Annotated in this window: 8 protein-coding genes, 6 tRNA genes, 7 rRNA genes, 1 pseudogene and 1 riboswitch; of the genes and pseudogenes, 19 read left to right on the top strand and 3 right to left on the bottom strand. The window is 50.0% G+C overall.

The features are described 5' to 3' along the window. Positions 1-57 precede the first annotated feature (57 nt). Positions 58-1,365, top strand: a complete 1,308-nt coding sequence (gene dinF, locus J0X00_RS11280) for an MATE family efflux transporter DinF (RefSeq protein ID WP_282478288.1) — start codon at positions 58-60, stop codon at positions 1,363-1,365. Positions 1,366-1,439: 74 nt separating this feature from the next. Here dinF and sthA read toward each other — a convergent pair whose 3' ends face one another. Beyond that, positions 1,440-2,840, bottom strand: a complete 1,401-nt coding sequence (gene sthA, locus J0X00_RS11275; protein WP_136487352.1) for a Si-specific NAD(P)(+) transhydrogenase — start codon at positions 2,838-2,840, stop codon at positions 1,440-1,442. 287 nt (positions 2,841-3,127) lie between these two features. Between sthA and fabR the strand changes: the two genes are divergently transcribed. Next, positions 3,128-3,769 carry an HTH-type transcriptional repressor FabR gene (fabR, locus tag J0X00_RS11270; protein ID WP_136487353.1) on the top strand — a complete coding sequence of 214 codons (642 nt, stop codon included), beginning with the start codon at positions 3,128-3,130 and terminating at the stop codon, positions 3,767-3,769. After that, positions 3,769-4,140 carry a YijD family membrane protein gene (locus tag J0X00_RS11265; protein WP_136487354.1) on the top strand — a complete coding sequence of 124 codons (372 nt, stop codon included), beginning with the start codon at positions 3,769-3,771 and terminating at the stop codon, positions 4,138-4,140. The genes fabR and J0X00_RS11265 overlap by 1 nt, the downstream gene beginning before the upstream one ends. Before the next feature lie 72 nt (positions 4,141-4,212). Here the strand turns inward: J0X00_RS11265 and trmA are convergent, their stop codons facing one another. Beyond that, the gene (trmA, locus tag J0X00_RS11260; RefSeq protein ID WP_282478062.1) at positions 4,213-5,322 is read right to left on the bottom strand and encodes a tRNA (uridine(54)-C5)-methyltransferase TrmA; all 1,110 of its coding nucleotides are present in this window, start codon (positions 5,320-5,322) and stop codon (positions 4,213-4,215) included. A gap of 187 nt (positions 5,323-5,509) precedes the next feature. After that, a riboswitch (cobalamin riboswitch) is annotated at positions 5,510-5,705 on the top strand. A gap of 48 nt (positions 5,706-5,753) precedes the next feature. On the opposite strand from trmA, the gene J0X00_RS11255 reads away from it, so the two are divergent. From J0X00_RS11255 to murI, 3 genes and pseudogenes are all read left to right on the top strand, one after another. After that, positions 5,754-7,592: a TonB-dependent receptor gene (locus J0X00_RS11255; protein ID WP_282478061.1), complete on the top strand. Its 1,839-nt coding sequence runs from the start codon at positions 5,754-5,756 to the stop codon at positions 7,590-7,592. A 156-nt stretch (positions 7,593-7,748) separates the two neighbouring features. After that, positions 7,749-7,925, top strand: a pseudogene (locus J0X00_RS11250) (hypothetical protein); the annotation flags it as partial. A 47-nt stretch (positions 7,926-7,972) separates the two neighbouring features. Then, a complete protein-coding gene (gene murI / locus J0X00_RS11245; protein WP_282478060.1) occupies positions 7,973-8,782 on the top strand; it encodes a glutamate racemase in 810 nt (269 codons plus the stop codon). Here the strand turns inward: murI and J0X00_RS11240 are convergent. Continuing rightward, on the bottom strand, positions 8,736-9,197 hold the full coding sequence (locus tag J0X00_RS11240; protein ID WP_136487359.1) for an RNA-binding protein: 462 nt from the start codon (positions 9,195-9,197) through the stop codon (positions 8,736-8,738). The two genes, murI and J0X00_RS11240, sit on opposite strands and share 47 nt — an antisense overlap. Before the next feature lie 613 nt (positions 9,198-9,810). Here J0X00_RS11240 and J0X00_RS11235 point away from each other — a divergent pair. The 13 genes from J0X00_RS11235 to J0X00_RS11175 all read left to right on the top strand — a co-directional run bounded on the left by J0X00_RS11235 (position 9,811) and on the right by J0X00_RS11175 (position 22,968). Next, positions 9,811-11,363 (top strand): 16S ribosomal RNA (locus tag J0X00_RS11235). 66 nt (positions 11,364-11,429) lie between these two features. Further along, a tRNA-Ile gene (locus J0X00_RS11230) sits at positions 11,430-11,506 on the top strand. Between the two features lie 42 nt (positions 11,507-11,548). Continuing rightward, positions 11,549-11,624, top strand: a tRNA-Ala gene (locus J0X00_RS11225). Positions 11,625-11,954: 330 nt separating this feature from the next. After that, positions 11,955-14,844, top strand: a 23S ribosomal RNA gene (locus J0X00_RS11220). 126 nt (positions 14,845-14,970) lie between these two features. Further along, a 5S ribosomal RNA gene (gene rrf, locus J0X00_RS11215) occupies positions 14,971-15,086 on the top strand. Between the two features lie 407 nt (positions 15,087-15,493). Then, positions 15,494-17,046: ribosomal RNA gene (locus tag J0X00_RS11210) — 16S ribosomal RNA — on the top strand. Positions 17,047-17,112: 66 nt separating this feature from the next. Then, positions 17,113-17,189 (top strand) — tRNA-Ile (locus J0X00_RS11205). Positions 17,190-17,231: 42 nt separating this feature from the next. Next, positions 17,232-17,307: transfer RNA gene (locus tag J0X00_RS11200), tRNA-Ala, on the top strand. Between the two features lie 330 nt (positions 17,308-17,637). Continuing rightward, a 23S ribosomal RNA gene (locus J0X00_RS11195) occupies positions 17,638-20,527 on the top strand. 126 nt (positions 20,528-20,653) lie between these two features. Beyond that, positions 20,654-20,769, top strand: a 5S ribosomal RNA gene (gene rrf / locus J0X00_RS11190). 407 nt (positions 20,770-21,176) lie between these two features. Further along, positions 21,177-22,729: ribosomal RNA gene (locus J0X00_RS11185) — 16S ribosomal RNA — on the top strand. The 16S, 23S and 5S rRNA genes sit together here with 6 tRNA genes alongside, the layout of an rRNA operon. Positions 22,730-22,797: 68 nt before the next feature. Continuing rightward, positions 22,798-22,873: transfer RNA gene (locus J0X00_RS11180), tRNA-Glu, on the top strand. Between the two features lie 19 nt (positions 22,874-22,892). Further along, positions 22,893-22,968 (top strand) — tRNA-Lys (locus J0X00_RS11175). Positions 22,969-22,993 lie beyond the last annotated feature (25 nt).

Genomic DNA, 22,993 nt, shown 5'->3' with positions numbered 1-22,993 from the left:
CTATTGTCAGAGGGTAAAGTGGTGCAATCTTTTTTTCATATCTTAGCCAATCCGGCCATGCACCGTAAGGTGCTGTGGCTGGCGATTCCTATGGTGCTTTCCAATATTACCATTCCATTGCTTGGCCTGGTCGATGCGGCCGTGATCGGTCATCTTCAGCATGCCTGGTATCTGGGCGGTGTTGCTCTGGGCAGTACGGTTATCAGTGTCTGTTTCTGGTTACTCGGCTTTTTGCGGATGTCGACCACAGGTCTGACGGCTCAGGCGCTGGGGGCCGATAATGGCTTTAACCTCGCCCGGGTGTGGCTGCAGGGTATGCTGATGGCGCTGGGTTTTGCTTTGGTGTTCTTGTTAGGGCACCGCTATCTGGCTGAGCTGGTGTTCGGCCTGAGTAGTGCCAGTGAGCAGGTTAAGCAGGCCGCTCAGGACTACTTTGTGGTGCGTGCCTGGAGTGCGCCGGCGTCTCTGGCTAACTATGTGCTGCTTGGCTGGTTGCTCGGCACCCAGAATGCACGCGCACCGATGTGGATGGTGATCATCACCAACACGGTTAATATTGTACTCGACCTGCTGTTTGTGATCGGATTTGGCTGGCAGGTGCAGGGGGCGGCGCTGGCGTCAGTGATCGCAGATTACAGTGGTATGTTGTTCGGCCTGTGGTGTGTGTGGCGCTACTGGCTGCGTGAGCAACTGCCGGCGTTAGCGGAGGTATTGCGTGTCTCTACTCAGGATCTTGGCCGCTTTGTGCGCCTGAACCGCGATATTTTCCTGCGTTCACTCTGTCTGCAAGCGGCTTTTAGTTTTATGACCTTTCAGGGGGCCGCGTTTGGCGATCAGACCGTGGCCGCTAATGCGGTGCTGATGAGTTTTGTCATGATCATCTCTTACGGTATGGACGGCTTCGCTTATGCGATGGAAGCCATGGTCGGTAAAGCGATGGGAGCGAAGAGTGAGCAGCAGCTCAAGGCGGCCATGGTCGGCAGTGCATTCTGGAGTGTGATCATCTGTGTGGTCCTGACGCTGGTTTTTGCTTACAGCGGTTCAACCCTGATCGGTTTAATTACCGATATACCAGCAGTACAGGCGACCGCGTATCAATATTTACCCTGGTTAGTCGCCATGCCGCTGACATCCATGTGGTGTTTTCTGCTGGATGGCGTGTTTATCGGCGCGACCAAAGGACGCGAGATGCGCAACTGTATGTTTGTGGCCGGCTTGACCTATTTTGTTCTGTTTTTTGCGTTTTCAGATTGGGGCAATCATGCTTTATGGCTGGCGATGCTGGGTTTTATGGCGATGCGCGGTGTGTCTCTTGGTGTACTGTTGGTGAAGCGATGGCGCAGCGGGACTTTCCTGGCGGCCTGAATCCGGGATGAATGCTCTGAACAAAAAACGCAGCACGAGGCTGCGTTTTTTATGTCGGATTGATTTAAGCCCATTCAGAACAGGCGATTCAAACCATTCAACGCGGCGACCCGGTAAGCTTCCGCCATGGTCGGGTAGTTGAAGGTAGTGTTAACGAAATACTCAATGGTATTGGCTTCACCTTTCTGCTCCATGATCGCCTGACCGATATGGATGATTTCCGCGGCACGTTCACCAAAGCAGTGAATGCCGAGAATTTCTCTGGTTTCACGATGGAACAGGATTTTCAGACTGCCCACATCCATGCCGGCAATTTGTGCGCGTGCCAGATGTTTAAACGAGGAGCGGCCGACTTCATACGGGACTTTGGCGGCGGTCAGTTCCTGCTCGGTACGACCCACTGAGCTGATTTCCGGAATGGTGTAAATACCGGTCGGAATATCCTCAATCAGTTTGTTGGTTGCGCTGCCCTGGGTAATCGCCTGGGCGGTAAAGCGGCCCTGATCGTAGGCGGCACTGGCCAGGCTAGGGTAGCCGATAACATCACCGACCGCATAGATATGGTCGACGTCAGTCTGGTAGTTGCCGTTAACTTTCAACTGGCCGCGCGAGTCCGGACTCAGGCCGACTACTTCCAGGTTCAGTTTGTCGGTATTACCGGTGCGACCATTGGCATACAGGATACAGTCAGCTTTCATCTTCTTGCCCGACTTGAGATGGACAATCACGCCATCTTCGGTACCTTCAATTTTCTCATAGGTTTCATCGTTGCGGATGATCACACCGCTGTTCCAGAAGTGATAGGACAGAGCATCGGAGATTTCATTGTCGAGGAAAGCCAGAAGTCGGTCTCGGGTATTAATTAAGTCGGTTTTCACCCCCAACCCGCGAAAAATTGAGGCATACTCACAACCAATCACACCGGCTCCATATATGATGATGTGTCTTGGGTCATGTTTCAGGCTCAGAATCGAATCGCTGTCGTAAATACGCGAGTGATCGAAATCAACATCAGCCGGGCGATAAGGACGTGAACCGGTGGCGATAATAAACTTATCGGCAGTGTAAAGGTCAACCGTGTTGTCACTCTTGGTCACCGCGACGGTATGAGCATCGACAAAATGGGCGCTACCAAAAATCAGTGAGCACTCATTGCGGTCATAAAAGCCCTGGCGCAGACGGGTCTGTTTATCAATCACGGATTTTGCATGGCCAAGAATATTGGAGAAGGTCGCATGCAGGCTGGTGTTGTTTTTGCAAAAGAGCGGGTTACTGTTGAATTCAATGATCCGGCTAACCGCATGACGTAACGCCTTGGAAGGTATGGTTCCCCAGTGGGTACATCCGCCGCCGACACCGTTTTCTTTCTCTATGATGGCGACATTCATTCCCGCTTTGGTGAGCCCCATAGCGGCCCCTTCACCGCCCGGGCCGCTACCGATTACAATGACGTCAAAGTGGTTAGGTTGTGCCATAGGATTTCCTTGTTATATTCACTTAACATTGCTGTAGCGATATTTTAACTGATTCTGTCGTGTGGTAAATCGCGTTCCCATCACAGAGTGCAGAGGATCACGCTATAAACGGCAAAAATTTAGGTGATTAACTCTAGAGTGATGGATAACGGCCAGCGCTTAGCGTGATGACGCAGTCGCGAAATTGTCTGTTGCTTCAAACAGACGCATTTTGCCCCTTAGACAAGTTTCACATTCGCGTTATAGTATGAGCCAACATTTCGGGTCAGGCAGAGAACTAACGCAGTATGAAATCCACGGGTATTCGTGCACAGCAAAAAGAGAAAACGCGTCGTTCACTGATAGATGCTGCATTCAGCCAACTGAGTGCGGATCGGAGTTTTTCCAATCTGAGCTTGCGGGAAGTTGCCCGCGAAGCCGGGATTGCTCCGACGTCCTTTTATCGCCATTTTAAAGATATGGATGAGCTCGGGCTCACCATGGTGGATGAAGGTGGTTTATTGCTGCGGCAGTTGATGCGTCAGGCGCGTCAGCGGATCGTCAAAGAAGGCAGCGTAATCCGTACCTCGGTAGAGACCTTTATGGAATTCATTGAAAGCAGCCCGAACGTGTTTCGTTTATTACTCCGCGAACGTTCCGGCACGTCATTTGAATTTCGTGCCGCAGTGGCTCGAGAAATTGAGCACTTTTCTGCGGAATTAACTGAATATCTGGTGAATACTGGTATGAACAGGGAAGAGGCCACAACTCAGGCCGAAGCTTCTGTGACTCTGGTATTCAGCTCCGGTGCTCAGGCACTGGATTTAGACCGGCGCTCACGCGATGAATTGGCGGAGCGCCTTATCATGCAGTTGCGAATGATTGCCAAGGGTGCATTCTGGTATCGCAAAGAACGTGAACGTAATCGACTCAAAGGCGGGATAGATTAATGTCGAAGGATAGCAGCAAAACCAAACAAGGTTCAGAACGGAAAACTCTGGTATTGGCGGTCGTGGCCGGTATGTGCGGAGACGCACTTTTGTCCTGGTTGACCATGAGTGAAATTTCTTTTTCTATTTTTCCGGTGATTGCACTGGTGTTGTCAGTACAGGCGTTGTACCAGGAGTACCTCAGCCACCCGGTGTCAGAGGATATTCCTCTGGTCGGCCTGGCGTGTTTCTTTGTCGGTGCATTTGGTCATAATGCGTTTGTCAAAGCACAGTACCCGGATTCTGGCTCTAACTTCTTTGCCATTATTGTGGCGTTGTTACTGCTGGTGTGGATTGGCAGAAAACTGGGTTACCTGGGCCGCGCTTCTTAACCGGGATTCCGGTTGCACAAGATCGAAAGTAAAAAACGAGCCATGTGGCTCGTTTTTTGTTGGCAGTAAGGCTTACGCTTTGCGCTCAAGCAGTACGCCCGCTTCCATATGGTGGGTGTAAGGAAACTGGTCAAACAGGGCAAAACGGGTCACGTTGTGGGTTTGACCGAGGATATCCAAGTTCTCTTTCAGTGTTTCCGGATTGCAGGAGATGTACAGGATACGTTGGTAGCCTTGCACCATTTTACAGGTATCGACATCCATACCAGAGCGTGGCGGGTCGACAAAAATGGTGTTGCAGTTGTAGCTTTTCAGGTCCACACCGGCATCTTTCAGGCGGTTGAACTCACGTTTGCCTTCCATCGCCTGGGTAAAGTCTTCCGCCGACATGCGAATGATCTGCACGTTGTCGATGTGGTTGGCGGCAATGTTGTATTGTGCCGATTCAACAGACGGCTTGGCCAGCTCGGTTGCCAGAACACGCTCGAAGTTCTGCGCCAGAGCCAGGGAGAAGTTACCGTTACCACAGTACAGCTCCAGCAGATCACCCTGACTGTCCTGAGTACAGTCGACCGCCCATTCCAGCATTTTTTCTGCCACTTTACCGTTAGGCTGGGTAAAGCTGTTCTCTACCTGCTGATAAATGTATGGCTGGCCGTTGACGTGCAGTTTCTCCACCACATAGTCACGGTCCATCACGATTTTCATCTTACGCGCACGGCCAATCAGGTTAAGATTAAAGCCTTCATCATTCAGGCGCTGTTTCAGCTTGTCAGCCGCTGCTTTCCACTCTTCATCCAACTGACGGTGGTAAAGCAGTGAGACCAGTACTTCGCCGCTCAGGGTTGAGAGGAAATCCACCTGGAACAGTTTACGGCGCAGGGGGTCATTGTCTTTCATCGCATCAATCAGTAACGGCATCAAATCGTTAATCAGACGACTGGCGGCCGGGAACTGGTCAACGCGGTATTTTTCGCGCGTTTCCTGGTTGAACATGATGTAGTACATGTCGTCGCCTTCGTGCCAGACGCGGAATTCTGCACGCATACGGTAATGCTGCTGCGGAGACTCGAACACTTCCAATTCCGGCACCTGGTAAGCCTGGAACATATCGGTCAGGCGCGAGACCTTTTCTTCCAGCTGTGCTTGGTATTGGTTCGGGTTTACATCAAGAGTCGCCATGGTTTTACCTTTTTGTGGTGCAGTGAAATAGAAAGTACTTTCAATAAAAGAGCGCAGATTTTATTCAATCCCGCGCGCTTGTCCAGTCTTGTCCCCGATTCGTTGTGTTTTGCTCTCATCACAACATCGGAATGGTTAAAAATATAGTTGAAGTTAATCTCAGCTAGACAATTCATTGATGGGTGCATACTATCACGCCCAAGCTGGTGTTTTTAGCAACCTAGACGTCTAAAAACTGAAAAGGGAATCTGGTGCGAATCCAGAACTGACGCGCAGCGGTAAGAGAGAACGAAAACTCAAAGGACACTGCATAAGTGGGAAGTCGAGTAAGTAGGTGACAGTGCTCTCAAGTCCGAAGACCTGCCAGCAACTGAGCGAAGTAGTGGAATCCAGTGATGCTCAGTCGGTTTAACGCGATTTAGGACAATATAATGAATAAATCCCTTCTGGCGATGGCAGTTGCATCGCTGCTTCCTTACGCCCCTGTGTCTCTGGCGCAGGACACTGCTGCAGATGAAACTGTCGTCGTGACGGCGAACCGGGTTGAACAGCCCCAGTCTTCAGTTCTGGCATCAGTGAGTATTATTACCCGCAAAGATATAGAAGCCATGCAAGCGGATAGCGCCCTGGAAGTGTTGCGCACCTTACCTGGTGTAGAGATTAACTCTCTGGGCGGTAAAGGTCAGGAAACGTCTATCTATTTACGAGGTACTGCAACGCAGCATACTTTAGTGCTTGTTGATGGTGTTAGAGTGAACTCTGCGACTTCCGGCGGTGCTTCAATTGGACTGATTCCCGCTTTTGCGATTGAAAAGATAGAAGTGATTCGTGGGCCTAGGGCTGCTATCTATGGCTCTGATGCTCTGGGTGGTGTGATTAGCATTACTACTGCCGGGAAAGGAAAGTCATTGCACAAAGCGACCGTTGGCTACGGTGAGAACAACCATAAGTTGTTAGGATGGCACTCGTCTGGCCAACTTAACGAACAAACCCATGGTTCGTTTATTGCTGCGAAGGAAAAGAGCGATGGTTATCGTGTGTACCAACGTGCTCCAAGCGAAGATGAACACGGTTATGATTCAACCAGCTTTTTTGGTAGCGTGACCCATCAGATCAATGAGCAGTGGAGTGTGGATGGCAGTGCTTATAAGCAGGAGTCAGATAACGAATACGCAGGTCAGTACGGTGGTCCAAAGCAAGAGAGCAATAACGACTTTTACAGCCTGCTTGGTGGCGTGAATTTTCAAGGCGACAACTACCATTCTAAACTGACAGTTTCGACCGCACGTAACGAAGCGTGGGATGGCGATGCAGATGGCGCCTCGGGGAAAAGTGCTCTGTTTACTCGTCGTAACAATGTGACCTGGCTGAACACGCTGACTCCGATTGATGAAGTCGCGCTGAATATTGGTCTGGATTACACCAAAGAGAAAGCTCATCGTGGTGGTACTAGCACCACGGACTACGATGATACCAGTAAGGATAACAAAGCGGCATTTCTGACTTCCCTGATTGGTGTTGATGAATTTACCGCTGAGGCAAGCGTGCGTCATGATGATGACAGCTCTTTTGGCGGACACTCTACCTGGAGCCTGGGGCTTGGATATCAGCTGTTGGATGATCTTCAGGTCGTGGCAAATTCAGGTACTGGCTTTAAGGCGCCAACATTTAATGATTTGTACTGGCCTGGTCAGGGTAACCCGGAGCTAGAACCTGAAGAGTCGGTCTCCCATGAACTGGGTTTACGTGGCTATTCAGACTGGGTTGACTGGGAAGTGTCGGTTTATAAAACAGACATCGATAACCTGATTGAATGGGCGCCAGTCGGCGCTGGTGGCGCTTGGATCCCATCTAACGTTGCTAAAGCTCAAATCAAAGGTTTGGAAGTTGCTGCCAGTTTTGACACTTGGTCCGTAGAACATAAAGTGTCGGCGGAATGGAAAGATCCGATCAATAAAGAAACCCATGAGCAGTTGGCTCGTCGTGGTAAGCAAAACTTTAGCTGGCGCATGAATTACTACATCGCTAAGTTTGATCTGTCGATGGTTGCTAATTATGTTGGTGATCGCAGAGATAACAATAACGATAAGATGGAATCATATACCACCGTTGATCTGGCCACACGTTATCACTTTACCGACCATTTTAGTCTGGGTGTCAAAGTCAGCAACGCCTTTAACGAGTCATATGTAACGGGCGTAGGTTCTAGCGGCTATTACTATCTGGCAGATGGTCGTAATGTGTTTGCCAACGCTGAGTACCAGTTCTAACCAAGTGAAGCCGCCTTCGGGCGGTTTTTGCTTTCTTGGGGATGTTCAAAATGCGGGAGCCATCATGAAAAATGTCGTGCTGAGTTGGTCAGCGGGTAAAGATTACACCTTAACTCTGCTCAGATTACAGGAGAGTGCCGAACCTGAGCTATTGCCCCTTGTGGTGAGAACGGTGAATTTCATATCCTCGTGACCTGGGCTCCGGTCTTTCGCGGCCGGATTGAGCTCACGCTCACTTCTGTGCTGTGTGGTGAGCGTTTTTGTCATCAGCGTTATCTTGCGCGCATTTACCTGGATGGGCAGGAGTTGCCTAATCCGGAAGAGGGAGTATGATCAGGGCGTTTATTATCTTCCTAATGATGTGACCATCAGGGTACCACGTGTCTGATCATCCCCAATACAAAGCACTTATATTTGATTCCGGTGTCGGCGGTTTGTCGGTCTACCGTGAAATACAGGCGCGTCTGCCTCAACTCAGTTATACCTACCTGTTTGATAATGCCGCATACCCATATGGTGAACTGGCGCAGGATACACTTCTGCATCGGGTGGAAGCTTTGGTGACTGGGTTAGTCGAGCGGCAGGGGTTCGATATTGTCATTATCGCCTGTAATACCGCGAGCACCATTGTATTACCTGTTCTTCGGTCCAGATTGAATATTCCTGTGGTCGGTGTGGTACCAGCGATAAAGCCGGCATCTGTACTGGCGCATAAGGCCGTGGGCTTAATCGCAACGCCTGCGACTATTACCCGCCAGTATACTCACGATCTGATCCGTGATTTTGCATTGAATAAAAGTGTCGAGCTTTTGGGATCAACCCGGCTGGTGGATATGGCTGAAGAAAAGTTGCGAGGTCAACCTGTCGATTTGGAGGAGTTGGCCACAATCTTGAGTCCGCTTCATAATCAGATTGATGTAGCGGTATTGGGATGCACTCATTTCCCACTTATCAAGGCAGAGATCCAGACAGTGTTGGGAGAGGAGGTCATCTTGGTGGACTCCGGCCAAGCGATCGCTCGTCGGGTAGAAGAGTTATTGGAGATTAGTGCTGGTGAGCAGCAGGAGAGTGCGCACAACATCTTCTCCAGCGCACCTCCCTGGCAGGAAGATGCGTTGAATCGAACGCTGGCGCAACTCGGCTTTAGTCCTGTTCGCCCATACCCTCTTCAGGGTGTTTTGGATCATTAGCAATTCGTACTTTCAGAGTACGCTGCATATAATCCTTTTCGTTTAAAGCATCAATGGCGGTTTGCGCATGGCCAGCTGCCATTACCACAAAACCAAATCCGCGACGCTTACCTGTTCGTTTGTCTTTCATCAGACGAACTGCGAACACTTCACCATGTTGAGCAAACAGATCACGGACGTGAGATTCGTTTGCTTTATATGGCAGATTACCTACATACAAAGTTTTGGTTGCCGTTGAAGATTCATCCTGAGATTTGAATGGCGACGATGTGGAAGTAAAAAGTTTAAAGATAATTGCTGCTGCCACAACACCAAGCACAAAGCTCACGGAAGGGTGAGTTGATACCTGAGAGAAAATGATAGCGCCTAAAACAATAAGGACGACTATCCATAACATCGATTTTTTTGAGTTCATATTGGAATACTACTTTTCAGCATAAAAATAAGATGCGTGCCTAGATTAACAAAATAGACACATGAATCTTACGTATATGCTTCGTTTTTTTCCAACCAATTGCTGTGACCCCCCTCAAATGTTGGAATTTTATTCGATAAACAGCCATTTGGTGGCTTTTTAAGCGAACGGGAAATTATTTGCAAAAAGTGCTTGTCATAATTCCAGACCTCCCTATAATGCCGCCTCACCGACACGGAGTGAGACAAATATCACAAAGTGATTAGCGGTAAAGAGTTAAGAAAGTTTGAAAATAACGATTGACTCTGAAAAAGTTTAGCGTATTATACGCACCCCTGGCAACGGCGCTTAAAGCGAAAGTTTTGCTGGTGGAAATGCTCTTTAACAATATAAACCTATCAATCTGTGTGGGCACTCGTTGATGATAATCGAAGATGATTCTAAAGAATCAACTTAGGTATCAATGAACTGAGTGACCAATTTGAATGAGCAATCATTCGAGCACAGTCAATTCATTACCATTCTGTTGGAATGGTAATAGCTTTGAATTACTAAGGTAATTTGAAGTCAGTATTCATTGAGCCTCCCCTAATTATTTAGGGAATCAAATCTTAAATTGAAGAGTTTGATCATGGCTCAGATTGAACGCTGGCGGCAGGCCTAACACATGCAAGTCGAGCGGCAGCGACTTAACTGAACCTTCGGGGAACGTTAAGGGCGGCGAGCGGCGGACGGGTGAGTAATGCCTGGGAAATTGCCCTGATGTGGGGGATAACCATTGGAAACGATGGCTAATACCGCATGATGCCTTCGGGCCAAAGAGGGGGACCTTCGGGCCTCTCGCGTCAGGATATGCCCAGGTGGGATTAGCTAGTTGGTGAGGTAAGGGCTCACCAAGGCGACGATCCCTAGCTGGTCTGAGAGGATGATCAGCCACACTGGAACTGAGACACGGTCCAGACTCCTACGGGAGGCAGCAGTGGGGAATATTGCACAATGGGCGCAAGCCTGATGCAGCCATGCCGCGTGTATGAAGAAGGCCTTCGGGTTGTAAAGTACTTTCAGCAGTGAGGAAGGCGGGTGCGTTAATAGCGCATTCGTTTGACGTTAGCTGCAGAAGAAGCACCGGCTAACTCCGTGCCAGCAGCCGCGGTAATACGGAGGGTGCGAGCGTTAATCGGAATTACTGGGCGTAAAGCGCATGCAGGTGGTTTGTTAAGTCAGATGTGAAAGCCCGGGGCTCAACCTCGGAATTGCATTTGAAACTGGCAGGCTAGAGTACTGTAGAGGGGGGTAGAATTTCAGGTGTAGCGGTGAAATGCGTAGAGATCTGAAGGAATACCGGTGGCGAAGGCGGCCCCCTGGACAGATACTGACACTCAGATGCGAAAGCGTGGGGAGCAAACAGGATTAGATACCCTGGTAGTCCACGCCGTCAACGATGTCTACTTGGAGGTTGTGGCCTTGAGCCGTGGCTTTCGGAGCTAACGCGTTAAGTAGACCGCCTGGGGAGTACGGTCGCAAGATTAAAACTCAAATGAATTGACGGGGGCCCGCACAAGCGGTGGAGCATGTGGTTTAATTCGATGCAACGCGAAGAACCTTACCTACTCTTGACATCCTCAGAAGAGACTGGAGACAGTCTTGTGCCTTCGGGAACTGAGAGACAGGTGCTGCATGGCTGTCGTCAGCTCGTGTTGTGAAATGTTGGGTTAAGTCCCGCAACGAGCGCAACCCTTATCCTTGTTTGCCAGCGAGTAAAGTCGGGAACTCCAGGGAGACTGCCGGTGATAAACCGGAGGAAGGTGGGGACGACGTCAAGTCATCATGGCCCTTACGAGTAGGGCTACACACGTGCTACAATGGCGCATACAGAGGGCGGCCAACTTGCGAAAGTGAGCGAATCCCAAAAAGTGCGTCGTAGTCCGGATTGGAGTCTGCAACTCGACTCCATGAAGTCGGAATCGCTAGTAATCGTGGATCAGAATGCCACGGTGAATACGTTCCCGGGCCTTGTACACACCGCCCGTCACACCATGGGAGTGGGCTGCAAAAGAAGCAGGTAGTTTAACCTTCGGGAGGACGCTTGCCACTTTGTGGTTCATGACTGGGGTGAAGTCGTAACAAGGTAGCGCTAGGGGAACCTGGCGCTGGATCACCTCCTTATACGAATGATTATTGCGATGAGTGTTCACACAGATTGATGGTTTATACGATTTAAGAGACGATACTGGGTCTGTAGCTCAGGTGGTTAGAGCGTTCGCCTGATAAGCGAGAGGTCGGTGGTTCGAGTCCACTCAGACCCACCAATCTTCCTCCCAGGAGATTGGCACACAGTATCAACACCTGATGGGGCTATAGCTCAGCTGGGAGAGCGCCTGCCTTGCACGCAGGAGGTCAGCAGTTCGATCCTGCTTAGCTCCACCATCTTTAAGCGCATTCCTTCATAAAGAAGAAATCAGTGCTCTTAAACATGGTTCATCTCATTAGAGATACGAATCTTGCTCTTTAACAATTTGGAAAGCTGACAAAATAATCTTTTGTTTATTCGTAAACGAAATATTATTTGTAAAGTTCTCAATGTATTCCGAAATGGAATACACCAACAACACATTCAAGTGTGCTTGGTAGAAACTTGTTTTCAAGTTTCAAAATTGAGTCCGGCAAAATCGAAAAGTCTCTCGCTCATTCAAATAATGAGAGACAACGAAACCTTGGTGACTTGGTTCATCAACTCGAAACTCCTTCGGGTTGTATGGTTAAGTGACTAAGCGTACACGGTGGATGCCTTGGCAGTCAGAGGCGATGAAGGACGTACTAACTTGCGATAAGCGTAGATGAGGCAGTAAGAGCCACTTGAGTCTACGATTTCCGAATGGGGAAACCCACCTGCATAAGCAGGTATCATTAACTGAATACATAGGTTAATGAAGCGAACCGGGGGAACTGAAACATCTAAGTACCCCGAGGAAAAGAAATCAATTGAGATTCCGAAAGTAGCGGCGAGCGAAATTGGATTAGCCCTTAAGCTTTATATGCGTCAGGTGAAGGTTCTGGAAAGGACCGCGAAACAGGGTGATAGCCCCGTAGCCGACAGCGTATGTTCAGTGAAATCGAGTAGGGCGGGACACGTGTTATCCTGTCTGAACATGGGGGGACCATCCTCCAAGGCTAAATACTCCTGACTGACCGATAGTGAACCAGTACCGTGAGGGAAAGGCGAAAAGAACCCCTGTGAGGGGAGTGAAATAGAACCTGAAACCGTGTACGTACAAGCAGTAGGAGCACCTTCGTGGTGTGACTGCGTACCTTTTGTATAATGGGTCAGCGACTTATATTCAGTGGCAAGGTTAACCAATTAGGGGAGCCGTAGGGAAACCGAGTCTTAACTGGGCGCACAGTCTCTGGATATAGACCCGAAACCGAGTGATCTAGCCATGGGCAGGTTGAAGATTGAGTAACATCAATTGGAGGACCGAACCGACTAATGTTGAAAAATTAGCGGATGACTTGTGGCTAGGGGTGAAAGGCCAATCAAACTCGGAGATAGCTGGTTCTCCCCGAAAGCTATTTAGGTAGCGCCTCGGACGAATACTACTGGGGGTAGAGCACTGTTAAGGCTAGGGGGTCATCCCGACTTACCAACCCTTTGCAAACTCCGAATACCAGTAAGTACTATCCGGGAGACACACGGCGGGTGCTAACGTCCGTCGTGGAGAGGGAAACAACCCAGACCGCCAGCTAAGGTCCCAAATTACAGCTAAGTGGGAAACGATGTGGGAAGGCTCAGACAGCTAGGATGTTGGCTTAGAAGCAGCCATCATTTAAAGAAAGCGTAATAGCTCACTAGTCGAGTCGGCCTGCGCGGAAGATGTAACGGGGCTAAGCTGTAAACCGAAGCTGCGGCAATGCGATTTATCGTATTGGGTAGGGGAGCGTTCTGTAAGCCGTTGAAGGTGTGCTGTAAGGCATGCTGGAGGTATCAGAAGTGCGAATGCTGACATGAGTAACGATAAAGGGGGTGAAAAACCTCCTCGCCGGAAGACCAAGGGTTCCTGTCCAACGTTAATCGGGGCAGGGTAAGTCGACCCCTAAGGCGAGGCCGAAAGGCGTAGTCGATGGGAAACGGGTTAATATTCCCGTACTTCTTACAATTGCGATGGGGGGACGGAGAAGGCTAGGTGGGCCTGGCGACGGTTGTCCAGGTTCAAGTGCGTAGGCTTGAGAGTTAGGTAAATCCGGCTCTCTGTAAGGCTGAGACACGATGTCGAGTCACTACGGTGATGAAGTCATTGATGCCATGCTTCCAGGAAAAGCCTCTAAGCTTCAGATTGTAAGGAATCGTACCCCAAACCGACACAGGTGGTCGGGTAGAGAATACCAAGGCGCTTGAGAGAACTCGGGTGAAGGAACTAGGCAAAATGGTACCGTAACTTCGGGAGAAGGTACGCTTCTGACGGTGAAGTCCCTCGCGGATGGAGCTATTGGAAGTCGCAGATACCAGGTGGCTGCAACTGTTTATTAAAAACACAGCACTGTGCAAAATCGTAAGATGACGTATACGGTGTGACGCCTGCCCGGTGCCGGAAGGTTAATTGATGGGGTTAGACTTCGGTCGACGCTCTTGATCGAAGCCCCGGTAAACGGCGGCCGTAACTATAACGGTCCTAAGGTAGCGAAATTCCTTGTCGGGTAAGTTCCGACCTGCACGAATGGCGTAATGATGGCCACGCTGTCTCCACCCGAGACTCAGTGAAATTGAAATCGCTGTGAAGATGCAGTGTACCCGCGGCTAGACGGAAAGACCCCGTGAACCTTTACTACAGCTTGGCACTGAACATTGAACCTACATGTGTAGGATAGGTGGGAGGCTTTGAAGACGTGACGCCAGTTGCGTTGGAGCCGTCCTTGAAATACCACCCTTGTATGTTTGATGTTCTAACTCTGGACCGTTATCCGGTTCGAGGACAGTGCCTGGTGGGTAGTTTGACTGGGGCGGTCTCCTCCCAAAGAGTAACGGAGGAGCACGAAGGTGGGCTAATCACGGTTGGACATCGTGAGGTTAGTGCAATGGCATAAGCCCGCTTGACTGCGAGAATGACAATTCGAGCAGGTGCGAAAGCAGGTCATAGTGATCCGGTGGTTCTGAATGGAAGGGCCATCGCTCAACGGATAAAAGGTACTCCGGGGATAACAGGCTGATACCGCCCAAGAGTTCATATCGACGGCGGTGTTTGGCACCTCGATGTCGGCTCATCACATCCTGGGGCTGAAGTCGGTCCCAAGGGTATGGCTGTTCGCCATTTAAAGTGGTACGCGAGCTGGGTTTAGAACGTCGTGAGACAGTTCGGTCCCTATCTGCCGTGGGCGTTGGAAGATTGAAGGGGGCTGCTCCTAGTACGAGAGGACCGGAGTGGACGAACCTCTGGTGTTCGGGTTGTGTCGCCAGACGCATTGCCCGGTAGCTAAGTTCGGAATCGATAACCGCTGAAAGCATCTAAGCGGGAAGCGAGCCCTGAGATGAGTCTTCCCTGACACTTTAAGTGTCCTAAAGGGTTGTTCGAGACTAGAACGTTGATAGGCAGGGTGTGTAAGCGTTGTGAGGCGTTGAGCTAACCTGTACTAATTGCCCGTGAGGCTTAACCATACAACACCCAAGGGGTTTTGATGGACTCAATGACCAGTACATTGAATGTGTAAAGAGAACCTTTTTCGAAAGAACAGCTTTCCGAATTATTAATTACTGCTTAAAGCGGTAGTTAAACAGAATTTGCTTGGCGACCATAGCGTTTTGGACCCACCTGACTCCATTCCGAACTCAGAAGTGAAACGAAACAGCGTCGATGGTAGTGTGGGGCCTCCCCATGTGAGAGTAGAACATCGCCAGGCTCTTATTTTTGTCTTCAGATTTTAGAAAATCTGAAAGCAAAACGGCGCACTTGTCTACTAAGCAGACAAGTCACCATAAAGCTTTTAAAAAACTTAAAGTTTTATGTTGACTTTCACGGTGCACAGCGTAATATACGCGTCCTGCCCAGGTGCTAAGGCACTGAAAGCCTTCTCTTTTTAGAGAAATGCTCTTTAACAATATAAACCTATCAATCTGTGTGGGCACTCGTTGATGATAATCGAAGATGATTCTAAAGAATCAACTTAGGTATCAATGAACTGAGTGACCAATTTGAATGAGCAATCATTCGAGCACAGTCAATTCATTACCATTCTGTTGGAATGGTAATAGCTTTGAATTACTAAGGTAATTTGAAGTCAGTATTCATTGAGCCGAACAAAATCTTAAATTGAAGAGTTTGATCATGGCTCAGATTGAACGCTGGCGGCAGGCCTAACACATGCAAGTCGAGCGGCAGCGACTTAACTGAACCTTCGGGGAACGTTAAGGGCGGCGAGCGGCGGACGGGTGAGTAATGCCTGGGAAATTGCCCTGATGTGGGGGATAACCATTGGAAACGATGGCTAATACCGCATGATGCCTTCGGGCCAAAGAGGGGGACCTTCGGGCCTCTCGCGTCAGGATATGCCCAGGTGGGATTAGCTAGTTGGTGAGGTAAGGGCTCACCAAGGCAACGATCCCTAGCTGGTCTGAGAGGATGATCAGCCACACTGGAACTGAGACACGGTCCAGACTCCTACGGGAGGCAGCAGTGGGGAATATTGCACAATGGGCGCAAGCCTGATGCAGCCATGCCGCGTGTATGAAGAAGGCCTTCGGGTTGTAAAGTACTTTCAGCAGTGAGGAAGGCGGGTGCGTTAATAGCGCATTCGTTTGACGTTAGCTGCAGAAGAAGCACCGGCTAACTCCGTGCCAGCAGCCGCGGTAATACGGAGGGTGCGAGCGTTAATCGGAATTACTGGGCGTAAAGCGCATGCAGGTGGTTTGTTAAGTCAGATGTGAAAGCCCGGGGCTCAACCTCGGAATTGCATTTGAAACTGGCAGGCTAGAGTACTGTAGAGGGGGGTAGAATTTCAGGTGTAGCGGTGAAATGCGTAGAGATCTGAAGGAATACCGGTGGCGAAGGCGGCCCCCTGGACAGATACTGACACTCAGATGCGAAAGCGTGGGGAGCAAACAGGATTAGATACCCTGGTAGTCCACGCCGTCAACGATGTCTACTTGGAGGTTGTGGCCTTGAGCCGTGGCTTTCGGAGCTAACGCGTTAAGTAGACCGCCTGGGGAGTACGGTCGCAAGATTAAAACTCAAATGAATTGACGGGGGCCCGCACAAGCGGTGGAGCATGTGGTTTAATTCGATGCAACGCGAAGAACCTTACCTACTCTTGACATCCTCAGAAGAGACTGGAGACAGTCTTGTGCCTTCGGGAACTGAGAGACAGGTGCTGCATGGCTGTCGTCAGCTCGTGTTGTGAAATGTTGGGTTAAGTCCCGCAACGAGCGCAACCCTTATCCTTGTTTGCCAGCGAGTAAAGTCGGGAACTCCAGGGAGACTGCCGGTGATAAACCGGAGGAAGGTGGGGACGACGTCAAGTCATCATGGCCCTTACGAGTAGGGCTACACACGTGCTACAATGGCGCATACAGAGGGCGGCCAACTTGCGAAAGTGAGCGAATCCCAAAAAGTGCGTCGTAGTCCGGATTGGAGTCTGCAACTCGACTCCATGAAGTCGGAATCGCTAGTAATCGTGGATCAGAATGCCACGGTGAATACGTTCCCGGGCCTTGTACACACCGCCCGTCACACCATGGGAGTGGGCTGCAAAAGAAGCAGGTAGTTTAACCTTCGGGAGGACGCTTGCCACTTTGTGGTTCATGACTGGGGTGAAGTCGTAACAAGGTAGCGCTAGGGGAACCTGGCGCTGGATCACCTCCTTATACGAATGATTATTGCGATGAGTGTTCACACAGATTGATGGTTTATACGATTTAAGAGACGATACTGGGTCTGTAGCTCAGGTGGTTAGAGCGTTCGCCTGATAAGCGAGAGGTCGGTGGTTCGAGTCCACTCAGACCCACCAATCTTCCTCCCAGGAGATTGGCACACAGTATCAACACCTGATGGGGCTATAGCTCAGCTGGGAGAGCGCCTGCCTTGCACGCAGGAGGTCAGCAGTTCGATCCTGCTTAGCTCCACCATCTTTAAGCGCATTCCTTCATAAAGAAGAAATCAGTGCTCTTAAACATGGTTCATCTCATTAGAGATACGAATCTTGCTCTTTAACAATTTGGAAAGCTGACAAAATAATCTTTTGTTTATTCGTAAACGAAATATTATTTGTAAAGTTCTCAATGTATTCCGAAATGGAATACACCAACAACACATTCAAGTGTGCTTGGTAGAAACTTGTTTTCAAGTTTCAAAATTGAGTCCGGCAAAATCGAAAAGTCTCTCGCTCATTCAAATAATGAGAGACAACGAAACCTTGGTGACTTGGTTCATCAACTCGAAACTCCTTCGGGTTGTATGGTTAAGTGACTAAGCGTACACGGTGGATGCCTTGGCAGTCAGAGGCGATGAAGGACGTACTAACTTGCGATAAGCGTAGATGAGGCAGTAAGAGCCACTTGAGTCTACGATTTCCGAATGGGGAAACCCACCTGCATAAGCAGGTATCATTAACTGAATACATAGGTTAATGAAGCGAACCGGGGGAACTGAAACATCTAAGTACCCCGAGGAAAAGAAATCAATTGAGATTCCGAAAGTAGCGGCGAGCGAAATTGGATTAGCCCTTAAGCTTTATATGCGTCAGGTGAAGGTTCTGGAAAGGACCGCGAAACAGGGTGATAGCCCCGTAGCCGACAGCGTATGTTCAGTGAAATCGAGTAGGGCGGGACACGTGTTATCCTGTCTGAACATGGGGGGACCATCCTCCAAGGCTAAATACTCCTGACTGACCGATAGTGAACCAGTACCGTGAGGGAAAGGCGAAAAGAACCCCTGTGAGGGGAGTGAAATAGAACCTGAAACCGTGTACGTACAAGCAGTAGGAGCACCTTCGTGGTGTGACTGCGTACCTTTTGTATAATGGGTCAGCGACTTATATTCAGTGGCAAGGTTAACCAATTAGGGGAGCCGTAGGGAAACCGAGTCTTAACTGGGCGCACAGTCTCTGGATATAGACCCGAAACCGAGTGATCTAGCCATGGGCAGGTTGAAGATTGAGTAACATCAATTGGAGGACCGAACCGACTAATGTTGAAAAATTAGCGGATGACTTGTGGCTAGGGGTGAAAGGCCAATCAAACTCGGAGATAGCTGGTTCTCCCCGAAAGCTATTTAGGTAGCGCCTCGGACGAATACTACTGGGGGTAGAGCACTGTTAAGGCTAGGGGGTCATCCCGACTTACCAACCCTTTGCAAACTCCGAATACCAGTAAGTACTATCCGGGAGACACACGGCGGGTGCTAACGTCCGTCGTGGAGAGGGAAACAACCCAGACCGCCAGCTAAGGTCCCAAATTACAGCTAAGTGGGAAACGATGTGGGAAGGCTCAGACAGCTAGGATGTTGGCTTAGAAGCAGCCATCATTTAAAGAAAGCGTAATAGCTCACTAGTCGAGTCGGCCTGCGCGGAAGATGTAACGGGGCTAAGCTGTAAACCGAAGCTGCGGCAATGCGATTTATCGTATTGGGTAGGGGAGCGTTCTGTAAGCCGTTGAAGGTGTGCTGTAAGGCATGCTGGAGGTATCAGAAGTGCGAATGCTGACATGAGTAACGATAAAGGGGGTGAAAAACCTCCTCGCCGGAAGACCAAGGGTTCCTGTCCAACGTTAATCGGGGCAGGGTAAGTCGACCCCTAAGGCGAGGCCGAAAGGCGTAGTCGATGGGAAACGGGTTAATATTCCCGTACTTCTTACAATTGCGATGGGGGGACGGAGAAGGCTAGGTGGGCCTGGCGACGGTTGTCCAGGTTCAAGTGCGTAGGCTTGAGAGTTAGGTAAATCCGGCTCTCTGTAAGGCTGAGACACGATGTCGAGTCACTACGGTGATGAAGTCATTGATGCCATGCTTCCAGGAAAAGCCTCTAAGCTTCAGATTGTAAGGAATCGTACCCCAAACCGACACAGGTGGTCGGGTAGAGAATACCAAGGCGCTTGAGAGAACTCGGGTGAAGGAACTAGGCAAAATGGTACCGTAACTTCGGGAGAAGGTACGCTTCTGACGGTGAAGTCCCTCGCGGATGGAGCTATTGGAAGTCGCAGATACCAGGTGGCTGCAACTGTTTATTAAAAACACAGCACTGTGCAAAATCGTAAGATGACGTATACGGTGTGACGCCTGCCCGGTGCCGGAAGGTTAATTGATGGGGTTAGACTTCGGTCGACGCTCTTGATCGAAGCCCCGGTAAACGGCGGCCGTAACTATAACGGTCCTAAGGTAGCGAAATTCCTTGTCGGGTAAGTTCCGACCTGCACGAATGGCGTAATGATGGCCACGCTGTCTCCACCCGAGACTCAGTGAAATTGAAATCGCTGTGAAGATGCAGTGTACCCGCGGCTAGACGGAAAGACCCCGTGAACCTTTACTACAGCTTGGCACTGAACATTGAACCTACATGTGTAGGATAGGTGGGAGGCTTTGAAGACGTGACGCCAGTTGCGTTGGAGCCGTCCTTGAAATACCACCCTTGTATGTTTGATGTTCTAACTCTGGACCGTTATCCGGTTCGAGGACAGTGCCTGGTGGGTAGTTTGACTGGGGCGGTCTCCTCCCAAAGAGTAACGGAGGAGCACGAAGGTGGGCTAATCACGGTTGGACATCGTGAGGTTAGTGCAATGGCATAAGCCCGCTTGACTGCGAGAATGACAATTCGAGCAGGTGCGAAAGCAGGTCATAGTGATCCGGTGGTTCTGAATGGAAGGGCCATCGCTCAACGGATAAAAGGTACTCCGGGGATAACAGGCTGATACCGCCCAAGAGTTCATATCGACGGCGGTGTTTGGCACCTCGATGTCGGCTCATCACATCCTGGGGCTGAAGTCGGTCCCAAGGGTATGGCTGTTCGCCATTTAAAGTGGTACGCGAGCTGGGTTTAGAACGTCGTGAGACAGTTCGGTCCCTATCTGCCGTGGGCGTTGGAAGATTGAAGGGGGCTGCTCCTAGTACGAGAGGACCGGAGTGGACGAACCTCTGGTGTTCGGGTTGTGTCGCCAGACGCATTGCCCGGTAGCTAAGTTCGGAATCGATAACCGCTGAAAGCATCTAAGCGGGAAGCGAGCCCTGAGATGAGTCTTCCCTGACACTTTAAGTGTCCTAAAGGGTTGTTCGAGACTAGAACGTTGATAGGCAGGGTGTGTAAGCGTTGTGAGGCGTTGAGCTAACCTGTACTAATTGCCCGTGAGGCTTAACCATACAACACCCAAGGGGTTTTGATGGACTCAATGACCAGTACATTGAATGTGTAAAGAGAACCTTTTTCGAAAGAACAGCTTTCCGAATTATTAATTACTGCTTAAAGCGGTAGTTAAACAGAATTTGCTTGGCGACCATAGCGTTTTGGACCCACCTGACTCCATTCCGAACTCAGAAGTGAAACGAAACAGCGTCGATGGTAGTGTGGGGCCTCCCCATGTGAGAGTAGAACATCGCCAGGCTCTTATTTTTGTCTTCAGATTTTAGAAAATCTGAAAGCAAAACGGCGCACTTGTCTACTAAGCAGACAAGTCACCATAAAGCTTTTAAAAAACTTAAAGTTTTATGTTGACTTTCACGGTGCACAGCGTAATATACGCGTCCTGCCCAGGTGCTAAGGCACTGAAAGCCTTCTCTTTTTAGAGAAATGCTCTTTAACAATATAAACCTATCAATCTGTGTGGGCACTCGTTGATGATAATCGAAGATGATTCTAAAGAATCAACTTAGGTATCAATGAACTGAGTGACCAATTTGAATGAGCAATCATTCGAGCACAGTCAATTCATTACCATTCTGTTGGAATGGTAATAGCTTTGAATTACTAAGGTAATTTGAAGTCAGTATTCATTGAGCCGAACAAAATCTTAAATTGAAGAGTTTGATCATGGCTCAGATTGAACGCTGGCGGCAGGCCTAACACATGCAAGTCGAGCGGCAGCGACTTAACTGAACCTTCGGGGAACGTTAAGGGCGGCGAGCGGCGGACGGGTGAGTAATGCCTGGGAAATTGCCCTGATGTGGGGGATAACCATTGGAAACGATGGCTAATACCGCATGATGCCTTCGGGCCAAAGAGGGGGACCTTCGGGCCTCTCGCGTCAGGATATGCCCAGGTGGGATTAGCTAGTTGGTGAGGTAAGGGCTCACCAAGGCAACGATCCCTAGCTGGTCTGAGAGGATGATCAGCCACACTGGAACTGAGACACGGTCCAGACTCCTACGGGAGGCAGCAGTGGGGAATATTGCACAATGGGCGCAAGCCTGATGCAGCCATGCCGCGTGTATGAAGAAGGCCTTCGGGTTGTAAAGTACTTTCAGCAGTGAGGAAGGCGGGTGCGTTAATAGCGCATTCGTTTGACGTTAGCTGCAGAAGAAGCACCGGCTAACTCCGTGCCAGCAGCCGCGGTAATACGGAGGGTGCGAGCGTTAATCGGAATTACTGGGCGTAAAGCGCATGCAGGTGGTTTGTTAAGTCAGATGTGAAAGCCCGGGGCTCAACCTCGGAATTGCATTTGAAACTGGCAGGCTAGAGTACTGTAGAGGGGGGTAGAATTTCAGGTGTAGCGGTGAAATGCGTAGAGATCTGAAGGAATACCGGTGGCGAAGGCGGCCCCCTGGACAGATACTGACACTCAGATGCGAAAGCGTGGGGAGCAAACAGGATTAGATACCCTGGTAGTCCACGCCGTCAACGATGTCTACTTGGAGGTTGTGGCCTTGAGCCGTGGCTTTCGGAGCTAACGCGTTAAGTAGACCGCCTGGGGAGTACGGTCGCAAGATTAAAACTCAAATGAATTGACGGGGGCCCGCACAAGCGGTGGAGCATGTGGTTTAATTCGATGCAACGCGAAGAACCTTACCTACTCTTGACATCCTCAGAAGAGACTGGAGACAGTCTTGTGCCTTCGGGAACTGAGAGACAGGTGCTGCATGGCTGTCGTCAGCTCGTGTTGTGAAATGTTGGGTTAAGTCCCGCAACGAGCGCAACCCTTATCCTTGTTTGCCAGCGAGTAAAGTCGGGAACTCCAGGGAGACTGCCGGTGATAAACCGGAGGAAGGTGGGGACGACGTCAAGTCATCATGGCCCTTACGAGTAGGGCTACACACGTGCTACAATGGCGCATACAGAGGGCGGCCAACTTGCGAAAGTGAGCGAATCCCAAAAAGTGCGTCGTAGTCCGGATTGGAGTCTGCAACTCGACTCCATGAAGTCGGAATCGCTAGTAATCGTGGATCAGAATGCCACGGTGAATACGTTCCCGGGCCTTGTACACACCGCCCGTCACACCATGGGAGTGGGCTGCAAAAGAAGCAGGTAGTTTAACCTTCGGGAGGACGCTTGCCACTTTGTGGTTCATGACTGGGGTGAAGTCGTAACAAGGTAGCGCTAGGGGAACCTGGCGCTGGATCACCTCCTTATACGAATGATTATTGCGATGAGTGTTCACACAGATTGATACGGTTTAGATAAAGAAGAGTATCTTAGTGTCCCGTTCGTCTAGAGGCCTAGGACACCGCCCTTTCACGGCGGTAACAGGGGTTCGACTCCCCTACGGGATACCATTTCCTTGTGAAATAAAAGGGGTCGTTAGCTCAGTTGGTAGAGCAGTTGACTTTTAATCAATTGGTCGCAGGTTCGAATCCTGCACGACCCACCATTCCTTCCATGGGAATTAAAATAAG

The sequence above is a fragment of the Vibrio sp. ABG19 genome, assembly GCF_029962385.1.
In the GTDB taxonomy this organism is placed as follows: domain Bacteria; phylum Pseudomonadota; class Gammaproteobacteria; order Enterobacterales; family Vibrionaceae; genus Vibrio; species Vibrio ostreae.
Note: the sequence above shows the minus strand (reverse complement) of the source record. Positions and strands in the feature narration are given on the sequence as shown.

Excerpts from the sequence above, each read along its gene's own strand:
- dinF (WP_282478288.1), top strand. The coding sequence starts at position 58 with ATGCACCGTAAGGTGCTGTGGCTGGCGATTCCTATGGTGCTTTCCAAT.
- J0X00_RS11240 (WP_136487359.1), bottom strand. The coding sequence starts at position 9,197 with ATGAACTCAAAAAAATCGATGTTATGGATAGTCGTCCTTATTGTTTTA.
- trmA (WP_282478062.1), bottom strand. The coding sequence starts at position 5,322 with ATGGCGACTCTTGATGTAAACCCGAACCAATACCAAGCACAGCTGGAA.
- J0X00_RS11255 (WP_282478061.1), top strand. The coding sequence starts at position 5,754 with ATGAATAAATCCCTTCTGGCGATGGCAGTTGCATCGCTGCTTCCTTAC.
- J0X00_RS11265 (WP_136487354.1), top strand. The coding sequence starts at position 3,769 with ATGTCGAAGGATAGCAGCAAAACCAAACAAGGTTCAGAACGGAAAACT.
- fabR (WP_136487353.1), top strand. The coding sequence starts at position 3,128 with ATGAAATCCACGGGTATTCGTGCACAGCAAAAAGAGAAAACGCGTCGT.
- sthA (WP_136487352.1), bottom strand. The coding sequence starts at position 2,840 with ATGGCACAACCTAACCACTTTGACGTCATTGTAATCGGTAGCGGCCCG.